Annotated in this window: 16 protein-coding genes; 6 read left to right on the top strand and 10 right to left on the bottom strand. The window is 61.4% G+C overall.

Annotated elements, in window-relative coordinates; genetic code table 11:
- The first annotated feature begins 56 nt into the window (after positions 1 to 56).
- From AC1DYF_RS35865 to AC1DYF_RS35855, 3 genes are all read left to right on the top strand, one after another.
- Positions 57 to 2570 (top strand): ATP-binding cassette domain-containing protein, encoded by a 2514-nt coding sequence (locus tag AC1DYF_RS35865; protein ID WP_477883099.1) that lies wholly within the window; start codon positions 57 to 59, stop codon positions 2568 to 2570.
- A 96-nt stretch (positions 2571 to 2666) separates the two neighbouring features.
- Positions 2667 to 3191 carry a VOC family protein gene (locus AC1DYF_RS35860; RefSeq protein WP_477883097.1) on the top strand — a complete coding sequence of 175 codons (525 nt, stop codon included), beginning with the start codon at positions 2667 to 2669 and terminating at the stop codon, positions 3189 to 3191.
- A gap of 47 nt (positions 3192 to 3238) precedes the next feature.
- Positions 3239 to 4351, top strand: a complete 1113-nt coding sequence (locus tag AC1DYF_RS35855; RefSeq protein WP_477883095.1) for an NAD(P)/FAD-dependent oxidoreductase — start codon at positions 3239 to 3241, stop codon at positions 4349 to 4351.
- On the opposite strand, the gene AC1DYF_RS35850 is transcribed toward AC1DYF_RS35855, so the two are convergent.
- A complete protein-coding gene (locus tag AC1DYF_RS35850) occupies positions 4348 to 5217 on the bottom strand; it encodes an NAD(P)-dependent oxidoreductase (protein ID WP_477883093.1) in 870 nt (289 codons plus the stop codon). The two genes, AC1DYF_RS35855 and AC1DYF_RS35850, sit on opposite strands and share 4 nt — an antisense overlap.
- Before the next feature lie 142 nt (positions 5218 to 5359).
- On the opposite strand from AC1DYF_RS35850, the gene AC1DYF_RS35845 reads away from it, so the two are divergent.
- Both AC1DYF_RS35845 and AC1DYF_RS35840 read left to right on the top strand, forming a co-directional pair.
- A complete protein-coding gene (locus AC1DYF_RS35845) occupies positions 5360 to 5677 on the top strand; it encodes a putative quinol monooxygenase (protein WP_477883091.1) in 318 nt (105 codons plus the stop codon).
- A gap of 141 nt (positions 5678 to 5818) precedes the next feature.
- A complete protein-coding gene (locus AC1DYF_RS35840; RefSeq protein WP_477883089.1) occupies positions 5819 to 7522 on the top strand; it encodes an extracellular solute-binding protein in 1704 nt (567 codons plus the stop codon).
- 43 nt (positions 7523 to 7565) lie between these two features.
- Here AC1DYF_RS35840 and AC1DYF_RS35835 read toward each other — a convergent pair whose 3' ends face one another.
- The 5 genes from AC1DYF_RS35835 to AC1DYF_RS35815 are packed head-to-tail and all read right to left on the bottom strand — an operon-like array spanning position 7566 to position 13373.
- The gene (locus tag AC1DYF_RS35835) at positions 7566 to 8693 is read right to left on the bottom strand and encodes a CobW family GTP-binding protein (protein ID WP_477883087.1); all 1128 of its coding nucleotides are present in this window, start codon (positions 8691 to 8693) and stop codon (positions 7566 to 7568) included.
- A 30-nt stretch (positions 8694 to 8723) separates the two neighbouring features.
- On the bottom strand, positions 8724 to 9977 hold the full coding sequence (locus tag AC1DYF_RS35830) for a M24 family metallopeptidase (protein ID WP_477883085.1): 1254 nt from the start codon (positions 9975 to 9977) through the stop codon (positions 8724 to 8726).
- A 60-nt stretch (positions 9978 to 10037) separates the two neighbouring features.
- Entirely contained in the window at positions 10038 to 11369 is a 1332-nt protein-coding gene (locus AC1DYF_RS35825) for a dihydrolipoamide acetyltransferase family protein (RefSeq protein WP_477883083.1), read from the bottom strand.
- A gap of 1 nt (position 11370) precedes the next feature.
- Positions 11371 to 12354 (bottom strand): alpha-ketoacid dehydrogenase subunit beta, encoded by a 984-nt coding sequence (locus tag AC1DYF_RS35820; protein WP_477883081.1) that lies wholly within the window; start codon positions 12352 to 12354, stop codon positions 11371 to 11373.
- A complete protein-coding gene (locus AC1DYF_RS35815; protein ID WP_477883080.1) occupies positions 12342 to 13373 on the bottom strand; it encodes a thiamine pyrophosphate-dependent dehydrogenase E1 component subunit alpha in 1032 nt (343 codons plus the stop codon). The genes AC1DYF_RS35820 and AC1DYF_RS35815 overlap by 13 nt, the downstream gene beginning before the upstream one ends.
- A gap of 789 nt (positions 13374 to 14162) precedes the next feature.
- Here AC1DYF_RS35815 and AC1DYF_RS35810 point away from each other — a divergent pair.
- A complete protein-coding gene (locus AC1DYF_RS35810) occupies positions 14163 to 15218 on the top strand; it encodes a ketopantoate reductase family protein (protein WP_477883078.1) in 1056 nt (351 codons plus the stop codon).
- A gap of 119 nt (positions 15219 to 15337) precedes the next feature.
- Here AC1DYF_RS35810 and AC1DYF_RS35805 read toward each other — a convergent pair whose 3' ends face one another.
- From AC1DYF_RS35805 to AC1DYF_RS35790, 4 genes are all read right to left on the bottom strand, one after another.
- The gene (locus tag AC1DYF_RS35805; RefSeq protein WP_477883076.1) at positions 15338 to 16927 is read right to left on the bottom strand and encodes an MBL fold metallo-hydrolase; all 1590 of its coding nucleotides are present in this window, start codon (positions 16925 to 16927) and stop codon (positions 15338 to 15340) included.
- Positions 16920 to 20603: a S8 family serine peptidase gene (locus tag AC1DYF_RS35800; protein WP_477883074.1), complete on the bottom strand. Its 3684-nt coding sequence runs from the start codon at positions 20601 to 20603 to the stop codon at positions 16920 to 16922. Before AC1DYF_RS35800 ends, AC1DYF_RS35805 begins: the two co-directional genes overlap by 8 nt.
- 237 nt (positions 20604 to 20840) lie before the next feature.
- Positions 20841 to 22058: a murein L,D-transpeptidase catalytic domain-containing protein gene (locus AC1DYF_RS35795; protein WP_477883072.1), complete on the bottom strand. Its 1218-nt coding sequence runs from the start codon at positions 22056 to 22058 to the stop codon at positions 20841 to 20843.
- A gap of 88 nt (positions 22059 to 22146) precedes the next feature.
- A complete protein-coding gene (locus AC1DYF_RS35790; RefSeq protein ID WP_477883070.1) occupies positions 22147 to 23103 on the bottom strand; it encodes a hypothetical protein in 957 nt (318 codons plus the stop codon).
- Positions 23104 to 23473 lie beyond the last annotated feature (370 nt).

Below are 23473 nucleotides of genomic sequence, written 5' to 3'. Positions count from 1 at the left end.
TGAACCCTGCCCCGGAGGAAAAAACTTCCGGGGCAACCTTTCCCAAGGGTGGACCCATGGACATGATGGTAGCAGATGCCAAAGCGATCGAGACGGACATGTTGGCACAATGCGACGTGACCATCGCTCTGGCCGGAATCGACAAATATTTCTCCGGCGTTCCGGCGTTGCGCGACGTCAATGTCGAATTCTATCCCGGCGAAGTGCATGCCATCCTGGGTGAGAACGGCGCCGGCAAGTCGACGCTGATGAACATCATCTCTGGCACATTGCAGCCCAGCGAAGGCGAAATCAGTTTCGAAGGGCAGAAAATCCAAGAGATGACGCCGGAGGTCGCGGCGTCCCTCGGCATCGCCATCTGCTTCCAGCATCCCGCCGTTCTTGAAGACCTCTCCGTGCTCGAAAATCTCCGCGTGGCCCTGCCCGCTTCGGTCTTTTCGGGCCGTCCGGCGCATGATGTCGCCCAGCAGATGCTCGATACGGTCGGGCTGCAGCTGCCGCTGCGCATGCGCGCCGATCAGATGACGGTCGCCCAGAAGCATTTGCTCGAAATTGCCAAGGCGCTGGCGCTGAAGCCCAAGGTGCTGATCCTTGACGAACCCACTGCCTCGCTCGACCAGGAAGCGACCGACATGCTGTTCGGCCGCATCCGCGAGATCGTCAAAGCCGGCACCTCGGTCATCTACATCACCCATCGCCTCGCCGAGATCCGCCAGATTGCCCACCGCGTCACGGTGCTGCGCGACGGACGCGTGCGCGGGTCGGCACTGGTGGACGACATCAGCGACGCCGAGCTGGTCGCCCTGATCGTCGGCCGTACGCTCGAAGCGGCCTTCCCGCCGAAGTCTGAACGCGCAGCCGAGGAGATGGCCTTTTCGGTCGCCGGCCTCTGCGGCAAGGAGATCCGCAATATCAGCTTCGATGTGCCGCGCGGCCAGATCGTCGGCGTCGCAGGCGTTGCCGGCAACGGCCAGTCGGAACTGATGCGCGTGCTGGCCGGCCTGCAGTCGGCAGAAGGCACCATCACCTTGCATGGCCGCAGGCTCAATCAGCAGCAATTGATGCACGAGGCCGCCTTCATGCCCTCCGACCGGCATCGCGAAGGTGTCGCAAGCGGCCTGACCGTGCGCGAAAACGCGACCTTCTCGGCGCTGGAGAAATTTGCCGTGGGCGGCATCATGAGCCGCCGGAAAGAGCATGAGCAGGTCAAATCCATCTTCGGCGAACTGGCGGTCAAGGCGCCAAGCATGGAGGCACCGATCCTGTCGCTTTCCGGCGGCAATCAGCAGAAAGTGGTCATGTCACGGGCGCTGCTGTCGAAACCCGGTCTCATTGTCGCCGACGAACCGACACAGGGCGTCGACGTCGGCGCGCGTTTCGAAATCTATCGCATCCTGCGCGATGTCTCAGACGCGGGCACGCCTGTCATCGTCAACTCCTCCGATGCCGTCGAACTTGAAGGCCTTTGCGACAAGGTCGTCGTCATGTCGCGCGGGCATGTCGTCGAGATCGTGACCGGGGAGGATGTCACGGAGGAGCGGATCGTCGCCGCCGCGGTCAAGGCGGACACGCACGGCGTCGAAAGCGCTTCAACAGTAGTGGTGTCGCAGGCAAAAGGGCTGCGGCATTTCCTGCAATCCGACAATGCGCCGGCCGTGCCGCTGGCGATGGTCACCGTGCTTCTAGGCCTCTATGTCAACGGCCAGAACGACAACTTCCTCTCGGTCTACAACATCTACAACATCTTCCTGCTGGCGACGGCGCTCGGCTTCATCGCGCTTGGCCAGACGGTTGCGTTGCTGATGGGCGGCATCGACCTGTCCGTCGGGCCGCTTGCAGGGTTCCTTGTCGTCATAGCCTCGTTCTTCGTCAATGACGATCAATCGGCTGTGATGATCGTGACGGGCTTCGTGCTGATGTTCACGGGTGCTTTCATAACGGGTACCGTGAACGGCCTGCTGATACGCTACGCGAATTTCACGCCGATCGCCGCGACGCTTGCCATGTATATCGCCATTCAGGGCCTGAGCTTCCTGCTGCGGGACAATCCGGACGGCTATATCAATTCGGACGTCACCGACTGGATCAACTGGCAGTGGGGGCCGTTCCCCGTCGCCTTCCTCGTCCTGGTGGCCGTGGCCCTGGCTGCCGAATATATCCTGCGCCGGACGAAGGCCGGATGGCGCTTGCGGGCGGTCGGCTCGAACGAGGAGTCGGCGCGCAGGATCGGTACGCGTGTCGATCTGGTCTATATCGCGGGTTATGTCGCCTGCTCGGTGTTGACCGGCCTCGGCGCGGTCATGCTGATGACCCAGATCGGCGTTGGCGATCCGCGCCAGGGCGTCAGCTATACGCTTGCCAGCATCACGGCCGTGGTGCTGGGCGGCACGAGCCTCACCGGCGGGCGCGGAACTTTCATCGGAACCGTTCTCGGCGCCGTCCTGCTGACGGAGGTTTTGAGCGCCATCACCTTCCTGAGCCTGACGCAGACTTACCAATATCTGTTCCAGGGCCTGTTGATCGTGGTCGCAGCGCTGATCTACACGGCGGTCCGCAGACGCACGGCGTGATGTTTAAATCGGTCATTGCGGCCGCTCGGTATTCCGGCGGCATGAGCCACAGATGCTCCAGGTGAATTCAAATCGCATTTTTGACAGGAGGATTTCATGGCGGAGAAAGTTCGTGGCATGCACCATATCGGCATCACCGTGCCGGATATCGAAGAGGGCATCGCCTTCTTCAAGGCCGTCTTCGGCGCGATCGAGGTGTTCCGCACCGGGCCGTTCGATGTCGACCAGGATTTCATGAAGAACAAGCTGGGCGCCTCGGCGCAATCGACCATTCGCGACCTGGTCTTCCTGCGCTGCGGAGAAGGGACCAGCGTCGAGCTTTTCCAATATGCCGGCGAAAATGAGTCGCGGCCCAAGCGCTCTTCGGAAGTCGGCGGCATGCACCTTTGCTTCGAGGTCGATGACGTTCATGCCTCGGCGGAACGCTTGCGGGTGCAAGGCGTAGAAATGCTCGATGGTCCCAATCTCGTCGAAGCCGGACCTTTGGCCGGGTTCAACTGGATCTACTTCCGGGCACCCTGGGGGCAGATTCTCGAGGTCGCAAGCTTCGACAAGCTCGGCTATGAAGAGAATACGCCCCACCGCCTCTGGCGGGCGAAGCCGCAGAACGCACAGCCATGATCGACCGCTTGGTCTGAACCGGGCTCTGCTTCACCAAGGGAGAAGCAATGGACTCGGTCGAATGTGTCATCGCCGGCGGCGGAGCGATTGGCTTGGCGATCGCGCGTGCGCTTGCACTGCGCGGGCACGAGGTGCTCGTCATCGAGCGCAATGCCGATTTCGGCCTGGAGACGAGCGGCCGCAATTCCGAGGTCATCCATGCCGGGATTTACTATTCACCCGGCAGCCTGAAGGCGCGTCTATGCCGCCAGGGTCGGGACATGCTGGTGGATTATCTCATCCGTAGCGATGTCCCGCATCGGATTTGCGGCAAATTGATCGTCGCCGGCTCTTCCGAGCAGGACGGAAAGTTGGCGGCCATCGAGGCGAATGCGGTTGCCAATGACGTGACGTCTCTACGACGGCTCTCTCGAGATCAGATTCGTGAACTGGAGCCGGAGCTGGTCTGCGAGAGCGGGCTTTTTTCGCCTGGCACTGGCATATTCGACAGCCGCGCTTATATGGGTGCGCTGCTTGCTGATACGGAGGCGCAAGGTGGATCAATTGTCTTCCACACGACAGTTCTCGCCGTCCGGGCTGGGCAGAATGGCTATATCGTAGAGACGTCAGGCGAAGGCGGTGAACATTACAGCTTCAGCTGTGCCGCCTTCATCAATGCCGCCGGGCTCCGGGCTTCTGAGCTCGGCAGTCGGATCGAAGCGCCGACGGCTTGGCAAGCGCCCGAGACACGCTTTGCACGAGGCATGTATTACGGGGCCGGCGGCAAATCCCCGTTTCGGCATCTGGTCTATCCCGTGCCCGAGCCTGGCGGTCTCGGCGTTCACCTGACGCTTGATCTCCAGGGCACGATGCGCTTCGGGCCGGATGTGGAATGGATCGAGACGGTGGACTATAGCCTGGACGATAGACGCCGTGAGCATTTCAGGACGGCAGTCAGCCGGTATTGGCCGGGTATTGCACAGCGCGAACTTAACCCGCTCTATTGCGGGGTCCGGCCTAAACTCTCCCGACAGGGCGAGCCGGAAGCCGATTTCCTCATCGCCGGGCCGGAAACACACGGAATGAAGGGCCTGGTCCAGCTTTTCGGCATTGAAAGCCCCGGCCTGACCTCATCCCTGGCCATAGCAGAGCATGTGGTTGGGTTGATCGACCTCGACTAGGCTTTCGGCGCTCCTGCCAGGCAGAAGAAGTCGGCATCTCCCAATCCTTCGGCATAGGCCTGTTCGAAGCGCTGCCGGACGAGCGCGTTGACCGGAACCGGGATGTGATCGGCGCGTGCCGCACCCAGCGCGAGATCGAGATCCTTGATGATCTGGCTGACCGTGAAAGCGGCCGGATAGTCACCCCTGATCAAGACGTCCTTCTTGTAACCGAGCAGCGGCGTCGCGATAGCGCTCTGCGTCATGACATCGAGCATATCGGACCGGCCGAGCCCGCCCGCCTCCCCGATCGCCAGGGCCTCCGCGATCAGGGCCGAGTTCGCCGCCAGGATCGAATTGATGGCAAGTTTCAGGTAGCGCGCCTGCTCCGCTGGCCCGAGGTAGAATTGCCTGGCGGAAAAGACGGACAGAAGCGCCTGCGCGTCGTCGAAGGCCGATCTTGGGCCGGACACCATGGCTGTCAGCTGGCCGGACGCCGCATGAACCGTGGAGCCGGAGACCGGGACGCGAAGATAGTGCGTCCCCGTCAGCGCAAGTTTCCCGGCGATTTCGGCGGAAATCGAAGGCGACACTGTCGAGATGTCGATGAATATACGGCCAGCACGGAGCCCAGCCAGGAAATCGGGAGTCATGATTCCCGAAAGTGCGGCATCATCCGGCACGGCAGAGATGATCGCATCGGCGTTGCCGAGTTCCGCCAGGTTGCGCGTGACGGCGAACCCTTCGGCTTCGGCCTTCGCTGCAGAGGCATCATTGCGCGCGAAAACCGTCACGGCGATACCGGCGGCCATCAATCGCCTGCAGATCGGCAGCCCCATCTTCCCCAGACCGATCCAGCCTACGGTGCGAATTCTGCGCGCGTCCATGTTGCCCTCCCGCTTGTCGCTGACAGGTTTAGCCCAGCACCGCCACCATCCGGTGATCGATAAATTCTCATTTTGAGAATATTTCGCTCGGTACCTGCTTGGTGCCCACCTAGGATGAGGAGATCAAAGAAGGGAGGCTTTGATGATCGGAGTGCTCACATTCCTCCAGGCGCGACCCGACCGGCTCGCGCAATTGATCGATGAACTGCAGGGCGTGATTGCCCCAAGCCTCGACAATCCCTGTTGTCTGGCAATGCATCTGCATGCCGATCCGGACCATCCGTGCCGATTGATGATTTACGAGCAATGGCTGAGCAAGACCGACTTCGACGTCAACGGCGCTCTGCCCGAATCTCAATGGCTGTGGCAGCACCGCATGGAGTTCCTGGAAAAGGACATCGATATCCATTTCTTCGATCTCGTCAGCGCTGTTCCGCGGATCGATGCGGCCACCGGATAGTCACCTGCCTCAGTGATCTTGCAGTTTCCGCCGAGGCAATAGTCGCCGAAACTGGATTCCTGTGACCGGCGGGGGATCCCGCTGGCATCTTGATTTGCGTCATCGAGATGACATCATGACGTCCGGTGGGGAGGCCGGTACATGACCGAATACGAGCTTTTGCGGATCATCAGCTTCCTCGAGCGGATGCGCACTCCCTATGACCATCTGCTGCCGATGGCCGAGCCGGACCCGAACTGGAACATGGTGTTGTTCCTGATGCGCAGCTACCTGCGCAGCCAGCCGGTGACGATGTCGTCGCTGGCACAATCCGCTGAGGTGCCTTTTGCCAGCGCCATGCGCCGCATCCATAAGCTGATCGAACTGGGAGAGGTCGAGCAGCAGGAGCGCGCGCCCGGGTCGAAGACCTTTTACGTCATCCCCAGCAAGCGCATGATCGAGAATTTCACCGAATATGCGCGCAAGGTGAAGGCGCTGCTGGCCGAAACGTTCGGGCTGAAGTCGGGCGATGACGACGAGGAAGATTATTATTTCGGTGGCTCCTATCTCGCCGGCCAGATCATTCCGCCGCTCGAAATCATCGAGAGCCGTCAGGATGCCGGGCAAGACCTGAAGTTCCTGCTGCATGACGATAATTATTTCGCCTCGATGCGAGATATGTGGTCGGATTTCCGCGCCAAGCTATCCTCGCGAAAGAACTTTACGCTGCTGCCGTTGCCCAAGCTCCGCGAAGAGGTGCTCGAAAACGCCCGGCGCAAGCACAGCAAATACGATGTCATCGCCGTCAACATGCCTTGGCTTGGCGAGGCGGTGAAACGGGATGTCTGCCAACCACTGACGCAATTCCTGGAAAAGAGCGGCATCAACCCGCTGGATTTCCATCCCAATATCTGGGCGACCGGTTCCTGGAACAAGATCCAATACGGCATCCCGATCTACTGCACGGTGGAGACGCTCGCCATCCGGAAAGACCTGTGCGAAGCCTACAAGCTGCCGCCGCCGACGAGTTTCGACCGGGTGATAGAGGTCGGCAAACAGTTGCACCAGCCGCATCGCGGCCTGAACGGCGTCGTCTGGAATGCGGCTCAGGGCATGCCGATCGCCCATTCCTTCATGTTCTTCATGGCCTGCTGCGGCAGCGCCCCTATCAACCTGCCGACGACGCGGCTCTATATGGATTATTCGCTGCTCTCAGGCGAGCAGATGCGCCCTCGCCTCAGCAGCGAAGCAGGCCGCAAGACGCTCGATTTCATGCATCGGCTGCTGGCGATCTCGCCCCCCGATATCATGACGATCGACTGGAACCGCGGGCTCGAATATTTCATGACCGGGCATGCCGCCATGGCCTATACCTGGACCATGCGCGCCGCCCGCTTCGAATATGACATCCGTTCGGTGGTGAAGCGCAAGGTGGAATATCTCGCCCAGCCGCATGGTCCGGGCGGCGCCAGCGTCAACCCGATCGGCGGGTTCCTGCTGATGATCCCGCATTCGCTGCCGCCGGCGCGGGCCAAGCTCGCCTTCGATGCGATATCCTGGATGGCATCGCCGTCTGCAATGAAGGAATATGTTAAGAACGGCTTTCCGGTCGCGCCGCGCTTTTCCGTCAGCGCCGACCCGGAAGCGGCCGCCAGCACGCCGATCGTCCGTTTCGTCGACCGCCTGGCCAAAAAGAACAAGCTGCAGAACTGGCAAAGGCCGCCAATTCCGGAATATCACAATATCGAGGAAATTTTGGGCGAGGAAATCTATGCGGCGCTGAAAGGGGATATCTCCGATCAGGACGCCCTTGATCGCGCGCAAAATCGCGTCGACCGCGTGATGCGCGACGCCGGATATTATTGATATCGGTCAGGGACGGGTCGCTGATCCGAGCCGGATCAAGCGTTCAATCGCCAGCGCGTTGCGCCCGTGCTTTCTGCCGTGCCCTGAAGGTCCGCTCGCTCATGCGATCGAGCAATTCGATAACGTCCTTCAGGCTATCCCTTGCGATGCCCTGGGTGATGAACACCACGCGCGTGCGCTCGTCGGCATCGGGCCAGGCATCGAGCCAGGTCATGGTGTGCAGCAGATGCTGGGCGCCTTGGATCACAGCCGGACGCCCCGGTTCCTCAGCCACGTTGACCAGCCCCTTCACTCGGAGCAAGCCGGGGCCGAGATTCTGCGTTATCCCATCGAGGAGGAATTGCAGCTCGGCCCGCGACATCGGGTGATCGCGAAGCAGGACGAAAGATTCGATTTCCTTGGTGCCGAATTCGTGATGATGGCCATGCGCATGATGGCAATGTTCGTCGCAGACATGACCCGGTTCGACCTCCTGCGCCCGATAGCGTGAGAGCGACAGCCACGGCAGCGGGTTGGCGCGCGGATCCGCCGCGTCGAAGCCAGGCGATGTCAGCAGGGCTGCGATGGCAGGCGTGGACCAGTCCATCGCCGCGATATCGGCAGCCGGGTTCAGCCGTCTCAGCTCCGCAAGCCGATCCTCCGCCGCGGCCGGATCGGCCAGATCGAGCTTGGTGACGCGGATCTGATCTGCCAGCGCCACCTGGCGGATGGCCTCTTCATGATTGGTGCTGGTGCCGCCCCAATTGACCGCGTCGACCAACGTGACGACGCTTGCCACGCGGTAGAGTCCATCCAGCGTCGGTTCCGAAAGGAAGGCCTGCACCACCGGCCCGGGCTCGGCGAGACCGGATGTCTCGATGACGACGTTGTCGAACGCGGCGATACGGCCCGCAAGTCGGGATTGATAGAGCTCGTTGAGCGTGGTGACGAGATCGCTGCGCACGGTGCAGCAGAGACAGCCGTTCTCAAGCACGATCACGGCATCGTTCGAATTGGCGACCAGTGAATGATCCAGGCCGACCTCGCCGAACTCGTTGACCACGACGACGGTCCTGGCGAGGTCGGGAGACTTCAGGGCGGCATTGATCATCGTCGTCTTGCCGCTGCCAAGAAAGCCGGTGACCAGTGTCACCGGCAGCCTTGCCTGCGGATTTTGCCTCATGCTCGCCATGCCGTGTCTCTCCGAGGTCCGAATGTCCGCTCAGAACACTTCGCAGCCTGGAAGGCCGCATGAGATCAGGCGATCGGACGGGAAGTTGGTGATGATCTCGCAGCCATCCTTGGTGACGACCACCTCTTCCTCGATACGCGCCGCACCCGAGCCATCCTCGGCGCCCTTCCAGGTTTCGAGTGCGAAGACCATGCCTTCCTTGAGCGACGTGTTCTGGCCGCGGAAGCGTTTCGAGAAGATCGGCCGCTCCCAGAGCGACAGGCCGACGCCGTGGCCATATTGCAGGAGGAAGGCTTCCTCCTCGTCGCGGTAGCCGAATTCGTGCGCGTCGGGCCAGACGGCCGCCACTTCGTCCGGGGTCACGCCGGGCTTGATCATGTCGATCGAGGCGCTGATCCATTTGGAGGCGGTTTCATAGGCGTCGATCTGATGCTTGTTCGGCTCGCCGCAGATGAAGGTGCGATAGTAGCAGGTCCGGTAGCCATTGAACGAATGCATGATGTCGAGGAAGATCATGTCGCCGGGCTGGATCATGCGGTCGGAAAAGGTGTGCGAATGCGGCCGGCCACGACGGCCGGAAACGGAATTGACGCATTCGACGCGCTCCGAGCCCATGCGAAACAGGCGGTCGTTGGCAATCGCCACCAGTTCGTTTTCCTTGGTGCCGGGGCGGATGGCGCGGGCGATATCGACATAGGTGGCGTCGACCATGCCCGCCGCCATCTTCAACAATTCGATCTCGTCGGCGGTCTTGACCTCGCGGGCATCGAGCAGCGCCTGCTGGCCGTCGACGACTTCGATACCTTCGGCCTCCAGCGCCCGGATCATGCCGAGTTCCATGATGTCGATGCCGAGCGGCTCCTTGTCGATGCCGTATTGGACAAGCGCCTTTTTGATCTGCCGAGCGAAATCCCTGGCGACATTCATGCCAGGCGGGATCGCGCCCTGCATGGTGGTGATGGGTGCAGCAACATTGTCGGCAATCCAGGGTGATGAAATGCGTTTGGCGGGCGGCGCAGGATCCCAAAGATAGGGAGAACCTTCGGCCGGGCAGAGCGCATAACGGAAGAACTTGTCGCGCGCCCATTCGCCGATATGCGTGGCGGTGACATAGCGGATGTTGTCGAAATTGAAGCAGAGCACGCCACCGAGACCGGCATAGCGGATGGCCTCCTGCGCGCGCTTCAGCCTGTCCTTGGAAAGGCGGTGGTAGTCGATGCCTTGCTCCCAGTCCTTGGCTTGGGTTCCGAAAGCGGCGGTCGAATAGGGACTGTTGTATTTCAAGGCAAATTCCTCCGATTGTCTGTCACCGCTGTCGCCCGGCAGCGGATTTGTCTTCTGGCGTCAGGCGAATTCCTGCTCCCAGTTGCGTGTTTCGAGCACCGTCTTCAGCCGAGACAGGAAGGCAGCCGAATAGGCGCCGTCGAAGGCGCGGTGATCAAAGCTCTGCCCCACCATGCCGAGCATCCTGGGTGCGATAAAATCGCCGGCCGGAGTCGAGACGATACCGGGACGGAGCCGGATCGCGTCGGTGGAGAGGATCGCCACCTGCGGCGCGTTGATGATCGGGGCGGTGAACTGGGTTCCGAACGCGCCGTTATTGGTGATGGAATAGGTGCCGCCTGCCATGTCGTCGGCACCTAGCTTGCCGGCGCGCGCTTTCTCGACCAGACGGCCGATGCCTTTGGCTATGCCAGGGGCCGTCAGTTCATCAGCATGCTTCAGCACCGGCACGACAAGGCCCTTATGGTCGAGATCGACCGCGATGCCAATGTGAACGTCTTTGCCACGGACCAGGCGTGTACCGTCGGTGCGGGCGTTGATGTCGGGAAACTCGCGCAATGCGATGCAAACCGCGCGCGTAATGAAGGGCAGGAAGGTTAGCGAAAGGCCATGCTCGGCCTTGAAACCGTCCTTGCGCGCCTTGCGAACGAAATCGATCGCGGTGAAATCCACTTCCAAAGCCTGGAAGACATGCGGAATGGTTCGCCAGTTTTCCGCCAGTCGATCCGCCGTCTTCTGGCGAATGGTGGAGAAGGCAACGACCTCGTCGCGCGGTCCGACGGTGAGGCTTATTGGAGGTGCAACCGCTGGCGAAACCACCGAACCGGCTTGCGATGCCTGCGGCTGCAGCGACCGTTGGGCTTCGGGACGGACGAGTGGCCGCTCTGCCGCATAGGCTCGAACATCTTTCTCGGCGACGCGGCTGAGCCCTCTGTTCTTGCCATCGGCAACGAGGCCTTTGAGGTCGAGCCCCTGTTCGGCAATCAGACGGCGTGCCAGTGGCGTGATGTGCAGGCCGTCTTGCAATGCCTTGCCGAACAGACCCCTTGCCGTGCGCACTTCCTCGAACGCAGACAGGGCTGGTGCAGCCTGCTTCGGCGGTTTGATCTGGCTGTTGGCTGGATGTTCGGTTGCGACTGGCGCTGTGGCGGCGGAAGCGTCCCCCAGCACGGCAACAACCGTTCCGACCGGAGCCGTCACCCCGTCGCCGATCCGGATTTCCGTGATCGTGCCGGCATCGATCGCTTCGACATCGATCGTGACCTTGTCGGTCTCGACCTCGAACAGCCTGTCGCCGGCATTGACGCTGTCGCCGAGCTTCTTGAACCAGCTGACGATCTTACCTTCGGCGACGGTTTCGCCGAGCTGCGGCATGATGATGTTGGCGCCCATCTCAGCCTCCGTTCATCACGCGGCTGATCCGCTCGACGATCCTGTCGGCAGAGGGAAGCGCGATGTCTTCCAGATGATCCGCGGCCGGCAACGGGATATGCGGCGTGGTGATCCGCACGCAAGGGCCGTCGAGATCCCAGAACACCTCGTCAGCGACGATCGAGACGATCTCTGCGCCCCAGCCGCAAAGCCGTGGATTTTCTTCCACGGTGAACAGGCGGCCGGTCTTGACCACCGATCCCAGTATCGTCTGCGTATCGAGCGGCACCAGGCAGCGCACATCGATCACCTCGGCATCGATGCCATGTTCGTCCGCAAGGCGCCTGGCCGCTTCGAGCGCCCGTGGAACCATCATCGCCAAAGCAACAATGGTGCAATCCTTTCCCGGCCGCAGGATCTTCGCCGTGCCGAGCGTGTCGACGATCTCGCCGTCCGGCACCTCGCCCTTGCTGGCGTAAAGCCCCTTATGCTCGTGGAAGATCACCGGGTTGTTGTCGCGGATCGCGGCCGCCATCAGGCCGACGACATCGAGAGGCGAAGATGGCGCCACGACCTTGAGGCCCGGGATCATCATCGACCAGTTCTCGACCGATTGCGAATGCTGCGCGCCGAAGCGCACCCCTGCCCCGTTGCCGGTGCGCACGACCAGCGGCACGGACACCTGGCCGTTGGTCATGTAGCGCGTCTTGGGGAATTCGTTGGCGATATAGTCGAAGCAGACGGCGATGAAATCGGAGAACATGATTTCTGCGATCGGGCGCAGGCCGGTCATCGCGGCACCCATGGCGGCGCCCAGAATGGCCTGTTCGGAAATCGGCGTGTCACGTATGCGGCGAGGACCGAATTCGTCGAACAGGCCGACGGTCGCCTTGAACACGCCGCCCGCCTTGCCGATGTCTTCTCCGAGGAACACGACGCGCTCGTCCCGACGCATTTCCTGCGCGATGCCGCGCACGACCGCATCGCGATAGGTCAGTTCCGCCATGCCCAGCCTCCATCATCATATACATCTGCGGTCAGGATCGTCTCGGGCGCCGGCGGCGACGCCTTGCATGTGGCGGTTGCCTCCTCGACCTTCTCCTTGCTCTGCGCTTCGATCCGGGCGATTTCCTCCGGCGCGATGCCGAAATCGGAGAGACGTTGCCGGTAGATCTTGATCGGATCGCGCTCCAGCCAGCGGTCCAGTTCACCCTCGGGCCGATATTTCGCCGGGTCGGCGCGGGAATGGCCGGAATGGCGATAGGTCAGGCATTCGATCAGTGATGGGCCGTCGCCGCGCCGCGCCTTCTCCAGGGCTGTCTGGGCAGTGCGATAGACGACGTCTGCATCGTTGCCGTCGACGACGATCCGCTCCAGCCCATAGGCCGCGGCACGGTCGCCTGCCGGATGGGCAACCGCGGTGACATCGCCGATCGGCGTATATTCCATGTAGAGATTGTTCTCGCAGACGAAGACGATCGGCAGTTTCCAGATCACCGCGAAATTCAGCGCCTCGTGGAACGCGCCGATATTGGTCGTGCCGTCGCCGAAGAAGCAGACAGCGACATCGTCATTGCCAAGATATTGGGCTCGCCAGGCAGAGCCGCAGGCGATCGGCAGATGCGCGCCGATAATGGCATAAGAGCCCATGACCCCATGGTCGATGGAGGTCAGATGCATCGATCCGCCTTTGCCGCGCATCAGGCCGACATCCCTGAGCATCAGCTCGCCAAGCACCTTTTCCATGCCGACGCCGCGCGCCAGCGTGTGTGCATGGCCACGATAGGTGCAGAAGGATTTGTCGCTTCGCTGCATGGCGCTGCCGAAGGCGGCGGCGATCGCCTCCTGGCCGAGCGAAAGGTGGCTGGTGCCCTTGATCAGGTTCTGCAGGAAAAGATCATGGGCTCGTTTTTCACAGTCCCGAATCTCAACCTGAAGCCGAAACATTTCGAGGCGAGTTTCGACGCCGATATCGTCGTTGGACAGCGCTTCGCCCGGCGGCGCACTCGCTTTTACCTTTGCCATAATGATCCCGATTCCTCCCACGCCATCCCTGCGGACGGCTTGTCGAGAGGCAATCTGCCAGACAAAGCAGCCTGGCTTGGCCTGCAATTTTCTCGAAATGAGAATCTTTGACCTCGATCGAGGCGCTGCTTGGCCAGACAATGTTATTGTTCGTTTGCGAAGGCTATCGGTGCGAAATGGCTGGTGGGCTGTGCCCATCGCCACCAAGATGATTGGGCTGGGTGGCAGGGCGCGTACGGCATTTCACAGACTTCAAGTCGCGGCGTCTTACGGTAAATTCAAAGAAAGCCTCCGCACCCACCTGTGCTGAGATTCATCTGGGGGAGGAAGCAGATGAAGATATGGTGGAGCTGGATTCGCGACTGGCTCGCTGAGTGTGCGAGGCCTTTTGTTTGCCATAGTTGGGATGATTTGTGTGACGAGGCGAGCGAGGGCACGCCCTCACGTAAGAACAATTCGGACAGCGCCTGACTGCAGTCGTACGCTTTCCCTGGTGTCCAAGCCGACAACCGAGGTCGCAGCGGTGCTCGCCGCTCATGTCATCACTGGACGGCGCGTCGCCGGCCGGCACGCCTGATTTCAACCTGCCATGATTATCTCAAATCCTTCCGTGCCGCCCCGCGGCTAATTTGTCATGCTTCAATTCCGCCGGACAAAACCAAGCCTGGCTCTCGCTGCTTTCTCGAAATGAGAATCTTTTCCCAAGCGTCAGCCTGAGCGCCGGTCCAGCTTGCTCAAGGAGACAACGGCCACAGCAACGTGGTCGAAAGACATGGGAGAGGGACAATCATGGCTTGGGATGGAGCAACAGGGCCTCGCATCGCGTTCCTGGGAACGGGTGCCCAGGGCGCGTCGATCGGTGCGGATTTTGCGCTGGCCGGGCTCGATGTCACCTTCATCGAACAGTGGCCGGCCCATGTCGAGGCCATTCGCGAGCACGGCATCACGGTCAATCTGCCCAGCGGAACGATCAATGCCAAGGTGCCGGCGCTGCATCTCTGCCAGGTGGCCGAAATCAGGGAACCGTTCGATCTCGTTGTCCTCGTCGTCAAGGCCTATGACACGAAATGGGCAACGCAGCTTATCGAGCCCTGCCTCGCCCCCGATGGGCTGATCGTCGGGTTGCAGAACGGCATGACCCATGAAGACATCGCCGCGATAGCCGGGCGGGAGCGCACCATCGGCGCCGTCATCGAGATCGCCTCGAATATGTGGACGCCCGGCGTCACCAACCGGCAGAACGATCGCGACACATCCTGGTTTGCGCTCGGCGCGCTCGATCCCGCGACCCAGCCGCGCGTCGAGACGGTGGCCAGGTTGCTACGCAATGCCGGCCGCGTCGAAGTCACCGACGACATCCGCTCGGCGAAATGGATGAAGCTGGTGGTCAATGCCGCCGAACTGATCCCCTCGGCGATCCTCAACCTGCCGCTCGGCGACGCGGCACGGTGGCCGGGCATGCTCGACGTCATGCGCACAGCCGGCTACGAGGCGATGAATGCCGCCTTGGCGGACGGCGCCAGGATCGTCCCGATCATCGGCATGCCGCCAATGACCGCCAACCATCCGGAGCGTTATGTCGACCAGATTTTCGAAGAGGTTCTGACGATATTTTCGCAGCCCGACACGCTGACCACCTCACTGCAGGATTGGCGCAAGGGCCGCCGGGCCGAGGTGCAGGAGGTCAACGGCTGGGTCGTCGACAAGCTCAGAGAACACGGGCAGGACGCGCCGGTGAACAGGCGGGTCGTCGAGGTCGCCTTCGAAATCGAGCAGGGAAAACGCGAGGCAAGACCCGAGAATGCCCAGCGTTTGATCGAGGCGTGTCAGGGTGTTCCTGCTTGATGCGGCGCTCCAGCTGCATCCCGCCCGGCGCGCCGGCAAGACCCGCTGGCCGGTTCACCCGAGTACATTCCTGGTCACATCGTGATTCCCTATGACGAGTGGCTGCACGCTTGCGGGCTTCAGGCGAGGTCGAGCTCCACCCACAAGCCCCCTTTGCCGCGCTGAGGATCGCGAACGGTACTTCGAACCGCCAGAACGGAACCTGACGGACAAAGGAATTCCGGCGCAGCATTCTCGGTCGCCAACCATTCGTCATCGGCTCGGATGATACGGCCGCTGGTTTTCGTCTCCAAGGCGTTGAGAATGGCATCGTAAGGCATTTCGCCCCAACCAACGTTTTTTGCATCCTGCTTGTTGGCGGGAATGAACGCCGAGAGGTCTGGGTCGACCATCAGATCAAGCCCTTTTTTCTCCAGCGTCGCGTTCTGGCTGCCGTGATGGGCGACTTTGAGGAAGACCGTCCGCGCCATCAGATCGGGGGCGTCTATCTGCTTTTCGTCGACAGTCCATTTGACGTCCTGCCAGCTTAGCCAGCTGCCGACCTGGGCATCCCCCGGGAACAGGAAGACCCTCTTTGTGTCCAGCATCTCGAACGCCAGCACCAGGCTGGTATTGTTGACGCCGCGATCAAGCTGCATCGCAAGATCGGCGGCAAGTCCCAGCCAATCGGCGTCGATACGTCGCCACGACTGGTCCGTCGCAGCGTCGTCATTGATCTTTGGCTTGCGGCGGCCGCTGTCGAGAGGCTTCGAATAGTTGCTCCGGACAAAGTCGGCGACATCGCCCTTCACGTCGCCGGCGAGAACTGCAGCGAGATCGGTGCCGATATGAGGATCGAATGGCAGGGCGTCATCCACCCAGGCCTCGATCGTATTGTCCGCAGCGGCAAGACCAGCACTCAGCGGCCGCAGGAATGCCCCGAGGGCCTGGCCGGCCAAAGGATACATTTCGCTGGCCTGCGTCTCCAGCCGCAACGCGTCCTTTTTGCGCGGCGGGCCGAGCACGTAGATCCGGACATTCGGCAGGCCGGGGACGGAAAACGGTGCGGTCTCCGGTCCCAGATAAACAGGCGGTTGGTTTTTCGACAGGGCTGCCGCAGCGTTGCGCGCGGCGCGCACTTTTTCGCCGGCGGCGCCGAACTGGAAGCCCATGACCGACTGCAAACCATCGCGCAGCCCGGAAAGATAGCTATTCGCGTCTCGGTCAGCATCCAGCTTCAGGCTCGCGCCTTGCAGGGCCGAAAGCGCTTCGCCCTTGAATTTATCGAAGGCGATTGCGTCGGGGTCTTTCGGATTCTCGCTCCATGCCATCCAGACTTCGCCGACAGTGAAACCTTCGGAAAACACCGCCGCAGCGTTCAGGAAACCTGAAACGTGGTCCCAATGTTCGTGGGTCACCACAAGCACGTCGATCTTGCCGCCAGATGCCGCTTTGACATCAGCGGCAATGTCCCTGATGAGATCGGAGCCACCGCTGACCGACGAATGAATGCCGCAATCGATCAGCATGCGGAAAAACGAGCCGTCGTTTTTGCGGAACGTCAGCAGATGACAGTCGCCGATACCCTGGCAGTAGTGGCGCACGGTCAGCGCCGGCGTTTTGCCGGCCGCTGCAGGCACCGCCGCGGAAGGAGCAGGTGCTGTCGCGGAGACGGCCGATGCCGCCGCAGAAGGATCGGATGTCTTCGACTTCCTCGATGTCTTAGCCATAATCATGATCCCCGTGGCTGGCATGCAGCAGAGCGAACGGTTCGGACGCCGTGTCGCCGAAATAGAGCGCGCGCAGCGGCGACAGGTGGTTGGCGTTTGCGGTTTGCGCCTGCCGCTTCTGCCGCTCCGTGCTGCCGACATTCTTGATGATCGAATAGCGGATCTCTTCATGCCCCTTGCGCGGATCGAGAATGACGGTCGCGCCGCCCCGGAACCAGAAGAAGTTCTCGCCGGGCTGCACGCCGTCCACCGCAACAGTGCCGTCGAGACGCGCCGGAACGCGCTGATGGACGACGGCGATCRGTTCCGTCCGGAACGAGCCATCCTGCTCGATGCGGCGTGTCGGGCGAACGCTGAACACGTCGAAGGTCGAACCGCCCTCCTCTGCCTTTTTCAGCAAGGTCCCGTCGTCCTTGTAGCGGGACAGCCCTTTCAGCAATCCGAACTGCCGGTAAAGATCCGGGTCGTCGGCAAAAACCTTTTTCATCGCCGACCAGAATTTCCAGCGATTGCTCTCATTGAGCGCGAATATTTCGGAGCGTGTGAGCGTCCGATCCCAGCCCAGGTCGATGCCATTCAGCAGGTCATGCATCCATCCTGGCGTCGGGTCCTCCAGCGTGTCCCAGGAAAGCGTTTCTTCGGAGACGGTCCGTACATCGCGCGGCAGCAATTTCCATTTTCGGAAAGACTCCATGAAGGCCAGGCGGTAGTGCAGCGGATCCTTGGGGAAGGCCGCAATATCGGCGGTGATGATGGCGCGCAGATATTCCCCGAACGTGATATCCACGGCCGGACAGTAGTCGAGCGCGCGAATGCACATGGTCAGCATTTGCGCGGCAACCTTTGCCGTTTCGTCGGTCAGGCGTTCGACCAGTCCAGGGTGCAGGACACCGTCCGGCAGCACACCGGTGCCACCCGTCGCAAGCTGGATCAGGTCTTCGGTGCGGCGTGCGATGATTGCCAGGAACGCCTCATAGACCGCGAAAACCAGGATCGAACCCCGGTCATGCGGCTCGAAACATCTGGCATAGTCGAGATCGGCCATGTTCGGTTTGGCATAGTCCCGCAACGGCCCGGACCGGCCGCTGCCTTCGCCGAATTGTGCGGCAAGGCCGGACAGCAGATTGGCGGCGGAGAGACTGCCGTGCGCCCGTGCAATCGTGTAGCTGACCAGCTCCCTCAGGGTGAAATGCTGGAAAAGCGCCACGATGTCGGCGAAGCCCTCGTGAAAGGCCGGAACGTCGGGATTGGAAGCCTCCTGGAAACGCCGATGCAGGCCATCCAGCAGCGCATGCGACGTCTCGTGCGCCACAATGTCGCTGGACAGGCAAGAGTAGACCATCGAGCCCGGGGTGGTCGTGTCACCCTGCCGGCTGTCGGCCTGAAAGTAGCCGAACAGCAAGGCTTTCTTCTGTGGACTGTAATAAGCATTGTCCGTGCGCAGTGCATGCGGATAGATTCGCAGGCGCGGCACCTCGTATGCCTGCATCCTGGGCTCGCCGTCGCGGCCGATATGTGTGGCATAGTGCGGCGACCAGAGCGCGCGGCGGCCAAGCGCCCGCTCGAAATGTCCGATCGTCGTCATGGCCACGGCATAGACCATCTGCTGGTGAAATTGCGGATTGCCCTCCGAGGGAGACAGGCCGTCCTGCGCCAGCAGAATCTTGTCGTTAAGATCAACGGGATCGTAGACCCGGTTCGATGCCGGGTCGATGTCGATCACTTCGACATATTCGCCCACCGGTCCCGGCTGCAATGGCTCTGCCGTTGCCGGCTGATCGTCCCATGGCAGCGACAGCGTGGCCTGATAGACCCCGACCGAGTCGAGGCGCTTGCCGATCGATGGATCGAGCGCGTAGATCCGCAGGCGGCGTTTCGGCGGCGTCAATGGACGCGGCTTGCGCTTGACGACGGGAGCGGCAGGTTGCGTTGCAACTGGCGCGGCGACACTGACCGCAGGTCGGCCCAGAGCCGCTTCGAGCACGGCCTTGAGCGGCTTCGAAGGGTTGCCTTCGTCGAGCGCGGCTTCCAAATAACGATTGCGCAAAGCGGCCGGAATCGCCGCGGGGTCGGCGCCGGGGTCGGGAATGGCTGCATCGACCGAGGCGACACGCTGTGCCATCTGCGTCAGTTCGAGCGCCAGCATGCGGTTCTTCTGCTGCGCGACTGGGCCGGCCGGCGCCAGGCTCGCACCACCGCCGACCAGAAGGTTGAGCCAGCCCCACGCCTCCTCGGCAGGCTTCAGCTTCCTCAACGCGGCCTCCGGCTGGGGCTTTTCCTTGAGAGCATCCGCTGCCCGGAGCACTCCCTGCCCGATCTTTTCCAGGGTTTCGCTGGCGCCCATTTTCGGCGTCGTCTTCTGCGCCCTGGAAAAAAGTGCGAAACGGACGGCCTCGATGCGCATCCAAGGCTCCGAATAAGTCTTCACGACATCCCAGTGCTCAGCCAGCCAGAGCGCGACGGCGGCGGCGATCTGCGGCGTCGCCGCCGATGTGCCCGCGCCGTCCATGTCGACCACCTTGCCACAATCGATCTCCGCCCACGGCACGTTCGGCGTATAGGCGCCGAGCGCGGTCTTCATCTTTTCGCTCGGCCCGTAATTGCCCTGCATGGTGCCGATCTGCAGGCCGGCATAGGCGCGGCCATCGTTCATGACACCGCACGCAGCCAGGACGCGCTGATAACGCGCCGGGAAGACGATGCTTTTGGGCGACGGAACGAAGGCGACATTATTGCCCGCCGCAGTCACCATCACCACGCCATGCTCGTAGGCAAGGTTGACCGCGTCGACAAGCGCGGCGGAGGTCACCCCGCCCATGCTCATCGAGAGCACCTGCGCGCCTTGCTGGCGCGCGTAGTCGAATCCCTGCACCATCGTGCCGACGGAGAAGCGCACCACCCAGTCGGCGATACGGACGGGGATGATCTTCGCCAGCGGCGCACCGCCAACGAAATCCTTGTAGTCCGGCCAGTGGGGCGACGTGCCATCCAGCCTGTTGCCCGCCAGGAGGCTGAGCGTACCCGTGCCATGCCCCCGATTGCTGGTCGGCGTCCCGGCCGGAGCGTGGTCGACGGCATCATTCGGTCCATGCCCGTCGGCAACGAAGTTGCGCCACAAGGACGGGTCGACGATCCCTTGCGGCTTCGTCCGATGGGCGGGATCGAAGCCGGTATCGAGATGGGCAATGGTTATGTTGGCCTGCTTGGCGCCCACGCCCTGCCGCGCCATTGCCAGTTGGCTGAAAGCCGGGCCGGCGTTCCAGGCCACATCCGTTCCCATGGCGCGTCCGCCACTGGGGTCCTGATCATCGAAAGCACAGGCAGGGCTGGCGCTGGCCGCCATGCCACGGTCGCCGGTCCTGTCCTTGTAATCCCATTGTTGCACAAAATCCGGCTCGACCGCCAGAACCGGTGGGCCACCCGCAGCGCCGAACGCCTGGCTTCGATCGACGATCGCATGTGCGTCGTCCCAGGGATTGTCGGAATTTCTGACCCAGGCACCGGTCTTGAACCAGGTGGCACCACGGTCGGCCGCGACGCCCTGCCCGGCACCATCAGATGGCAATGTCAGGATCGGTTGAATCTGTTCCCTGTCAAGACTGAGGGACTGTCCGCTCGCGGCAAAGCCTGCACCGTCGCCACGCACCTTTATGAGCAGTCCTGCGGTATCGACCATGCCCATTCCCCCTTGCGCCAGTCTTCATAGGAGGCGCCTTTGCCGGACACACACGTCCGGCGCCATCAGAATGATCTACTCAAAGTTGGATGCCTGCCGTGATCTTCCATCAACCATAGGAAGATTTCAAGAGCCTTGTTTCGCGCCGTTTGATATTTTCTGCCGGCCCGATCGCGCACTTACGCCAGCTCGGCGCAGGTGACCTGGCATGAGCGCGCTGATTGTCCGCGGGTCCGATCAGTCCTTCCAGGCGTTCATCAATGACCCTGCTTTCAATCGATCAATGATCGACTGGCTGTATTGACCGTCGACCGCCGGGCAGCCGAGGCTGCGGCCCACATGATGTTGCTGGGCTGCGAGAGCGTCGGTCACGTAATCCGCCGCATGAACGACGATGGCGCGATGGCGCGCCTGGTCGTTCGTGGACTCGAGACCGTCAAGCCGCATCGAATAGCCGTGCACGCCTTGATAGGTCTCGGCGCAGAGATAGACGCCGAGCGACGATTTGTTGGACCCGTCCTCGTTGGAGAAGGACGTTGCAAAGCCAGTATTTTGCGGATCCGATCCCTTGCCGTGGGCACACAGGTAGGAATCGACGGTCTTTGCTTCCATGTCGAAAATATGGAAACGCTTTTCGTCCGAACGCTTGGCGAAATCGATGATCGCCCAATAACGAGGATGGCTGGCAGGGCGTTTCGTATCGCGCAGATCCAGCATATGGATCATCGGCTCGGTGAGCGAAAGCGGACCGGCCAATGCAAGCAAAAGCTCCCGTTCGGCCTGGAAGCGGGTGCTCGTGCCAGCGCCCTGTGGCTGGTTCGTCGGTCCAACAGCCGCCAGTACGGCCGGCGCCGCCTTTTTTGACGATGCCTTGAGCGCCGTGAGAAAGATGTCGTGATAACCCGCTATGATCGCAGCGACGGTTGTCTCCTTGCCGCCGACGATCTTGGTTTCCTTGCCATTGATGATGTTGCGGGCACCGACCGGATCATCGACGTCGTTGGAGAAATAGCGCGACAACGTATGCCGCCCGTGAGAATCGCTGCGGAACCAACCCTCCGTCATGCCGACGAACATCACATGCGCGGCGTTGCCGGGATCCATCGCCAGGTCGGGATTGTCGACGAGATCCACCCCAATATCATCCCCCGCCTTTTTGTAATTCCCCTGGTGCGTGAGCTGCACATAGCCACGCCCGTAATAGGGGTAGTAGGAGAGATGCTTCTTGCGCCAGTTCTCCGACAACCAGAAGGCTTCCCTGACGGGCTGCATGGTCGCTGCTGTTTCGTGGAATGCCGTGGCGAGCATATAGGCAAGCCAGCGCAGGTCGGCGCCGGGGAGGTGCTTTTCGAAGCCGTCAATGATGGCTTTCATACCGGCCGTCTGCTTGTTGCCGCCGAGGGCATGGAAATCGTCGGTCACATTGTCGAGAAAGGTCTGGTTGTAAAGCGGCATTGCGCAGTCCTCCATTGGTTCTCAGGAACGGTGCATGTTCTGCTTCGCTGAAGTCGCCGGGGCGCTGGCAGCGCTGCCGGTGTCAAGTCTATGAATGCGGCTTGTCTTGACTGCTGTCGCGGGCGGAGCTTTCAAGCCGTGCCAATTGATCCGGCAGCAGCCGCTCCGAGAAGCCGGCAATCACCGACCAGATAAGCAGTTTGGCAAATCCGGCCGACGGAATAGCCAGAATGGTGGCGCCGGACTGCGCATTATCTATCAGCGCTTTGCTATAGTCCGCCGCGGGGAAGAGATCGCCCGCCAGCAATCTGCCGGCGATGAGGAAATACATCACCAGAGCCGCGATTCCGCCAATGATGAGGCGCTGCCCGACGCTCCATTTCGAATAGTCGGTCACCAACAGGTCGTAGTCGAGCGTTGCGACCGAGGAACGCATAGAAACCGAGCGGGAGAAATACGCGCCCAGCACGCCGAACCAGATTGCGTAGAAGAGATGTACCTGTGCGATGAAACTGGCGAGCGACGCCCACCATATCCAGCCGGCGATCGTGACCAGCAGTCCGAAAACAATCAGGGCAAGCCCCACATTGTTGAGCCAGATCGCGGTCTCCTTGCGCTTCTGCCGGTCGAGCCGGCGCCTGGCATAGCGGAATTGCAGCTCATCCAGCAGCTTGAGGTAGGTGGCTTTGCGGCTGGCCGGCGTCGCCGCCGGATCGTTGAATTGCGCCCGCAATGCGTCGACGGATTTGACGCCAAGGCTTTCCGCGTCGACCATGCGCCGTGCACAATCAGCCTTGACCGTGTCATCGTCACGCTTGAAGGCCAGACGCTGTTCGGCCTCATAAAGGTTTTCCCAGGTCTTGCGAGGCTGCTCCGCATCGAGCAGCTTGGCGATGGTCTCCTTCTCCCTGTCTTCCGCCGAAAGACGATCAAGCTCCACAGCAAGACCGATACGATAGGAGTTCCATAGTGTGAAATCCTCATGGCGCCGGGAAAATGGCCAGAGCCAGGACCAGGAGTTGCTTGCGATGTCATGTCCGTTCATTCGTCACGACCTAGCCCTCAACCCGACGGCTCCACTACTCGCATAAAGTAAAATATCCAGAATACACAACCATAACCCTGACAAGGGTCATTGGCAAGAAGAATAAATCTTTGCGTTGCAGTATTGGAAAAGTCGATTTTTGGATGCAGCGCACACTGGACTTGGCGTCACCGCAATTCAGATCCTTTGGCCACTCGCATCGAACAAATGCCGGCGCTCGGAATTCAAATTCACGGCCAGCAGTTCTCCGGGCTGGGTAGTCAAGCGCTGCTTGGAGACGATCGTGATCCGATCGTGATCTCATGTCCCGCCAGGCGGGCGGTGACGTGTGTTTCCGATCCCGTCGGTTCGACGACAAGAACCTCGGCGG

The organism is Rhizobium sp. P2_G9 (assembly GCF_056403475.1).
This window is presented reverse-complemented; position numbering and strand designations above follow the sequence as displayed.

What these genes read in the sequence shown, in the direction of transcription:
- AC1DYF_RS35825 (WP_477883083.1), bottom strand. Translation starts at nt 11,369, where the DNA reads ATGGGCGCCAACATCATCATGCCGCAGCTCGGCGAAACCGTCGCCGAA.
- AC1DYF_RS35820 (WP_477883081.1), bottom strand. Translation starts at nt 12,354, where the DNA reads ATGGCGGAACTGACCTATCGCGATGCGGTCGTGCGCGGCATCGCGCAG.
- AC1DYF_RS35790 (WP_477883070.1), bottom strand. Translation starts at nt 23,103, where the DNA reads ATGAACGGACATGACATCGCAAGCAACTCCTGGTCCTGGCTCTGGCCA.
- AC1DYF_RS35860 (WP_477883097.1), top strand. Translation starts at nt 2,667, where the DNA reads ATGGCGGAGAAAGTTCGTGGCATGCACCATATCGGCATCACCGTGCCG.
- AC1DYF_RS35855 (WP_477883095.1), top strand. Translation starts at nt 3,239, where the DNA reads ATGGACTCGGTCGAATGTGTCATCGCCGGCGGCGGAGCGATTGGCTTG.
- AC1DYF_RS35865 (WP_477883099.1), top strand. Translation starts at nt 57, where the DNA reads ATGGACATGATGGTAGCAGATGCCAAAGCGATCGAGACGGACATGTTG.
- AC1DYF_RS35815 (WP_477883080.1), bottom strand. Translation starts at nt 13,373, where the DNA reads ATGGCAAAGGTAAAAGCGAGTGCGCCGCCGGGCGAAGCGCTGTCCAAC.
- AC1DYF_RS35840 (WP_477883089.1), top strand. Translation starts at nt 5,819, where the DNA reads ATGACCGAATACGAGCTTTTGCGGATCATCAGCTTCCTCGAGCGGATG.
- AC1DYF_RS35810 (WP_477883078.1), top strand. Translation starts at nt 14,163, where the DNA reads ATGGCTTGGGATGGAGCAACAGGGCCTCGCATCGCGTTCCTGGGAACG.
- AC1DYF_RS35835 (WP_477883087.1), bottom strand. Translation starts at nt 8,693, where the DNA reads ATGGCGAGCATGAGGCAAAATCCGCAGGCAAGGCTGCCGGTGACACTG.
- AC1DYF_RS35795 (WP_477883072.1), bottom strand. Translation starts at nt 22,058, where the DNA reads ATGCCGCTTTACAACCAGACCTTTCTCGACAATGTGACCGACGATTTC.
- AC1DYF_RS35845 (WP_477883091.1), top strand. Translation starts at nt 5,360, where the DNA reads ATGATCGGAGTGCTCACATTCCTCCAGGCGCGACCCGACCGGCTCGCG.
- AC1DYF_RS35850 (WP_477883093.1), bottom strand. Translation starts at nt 5,217, where the DNA reads ATGGACGCGCGCAGAATTCGCACCGTAGGCTGGATCGGTCTGGGGAAG.
- AC1DYF_RS35805 (WP_477883076.1), bottom strand. Translation starts at nt 16,927, where the DNA reads ATGGCTAAGACATCGAGGAAGTCGAAGACATCCGATCCTTCTGCGGCG.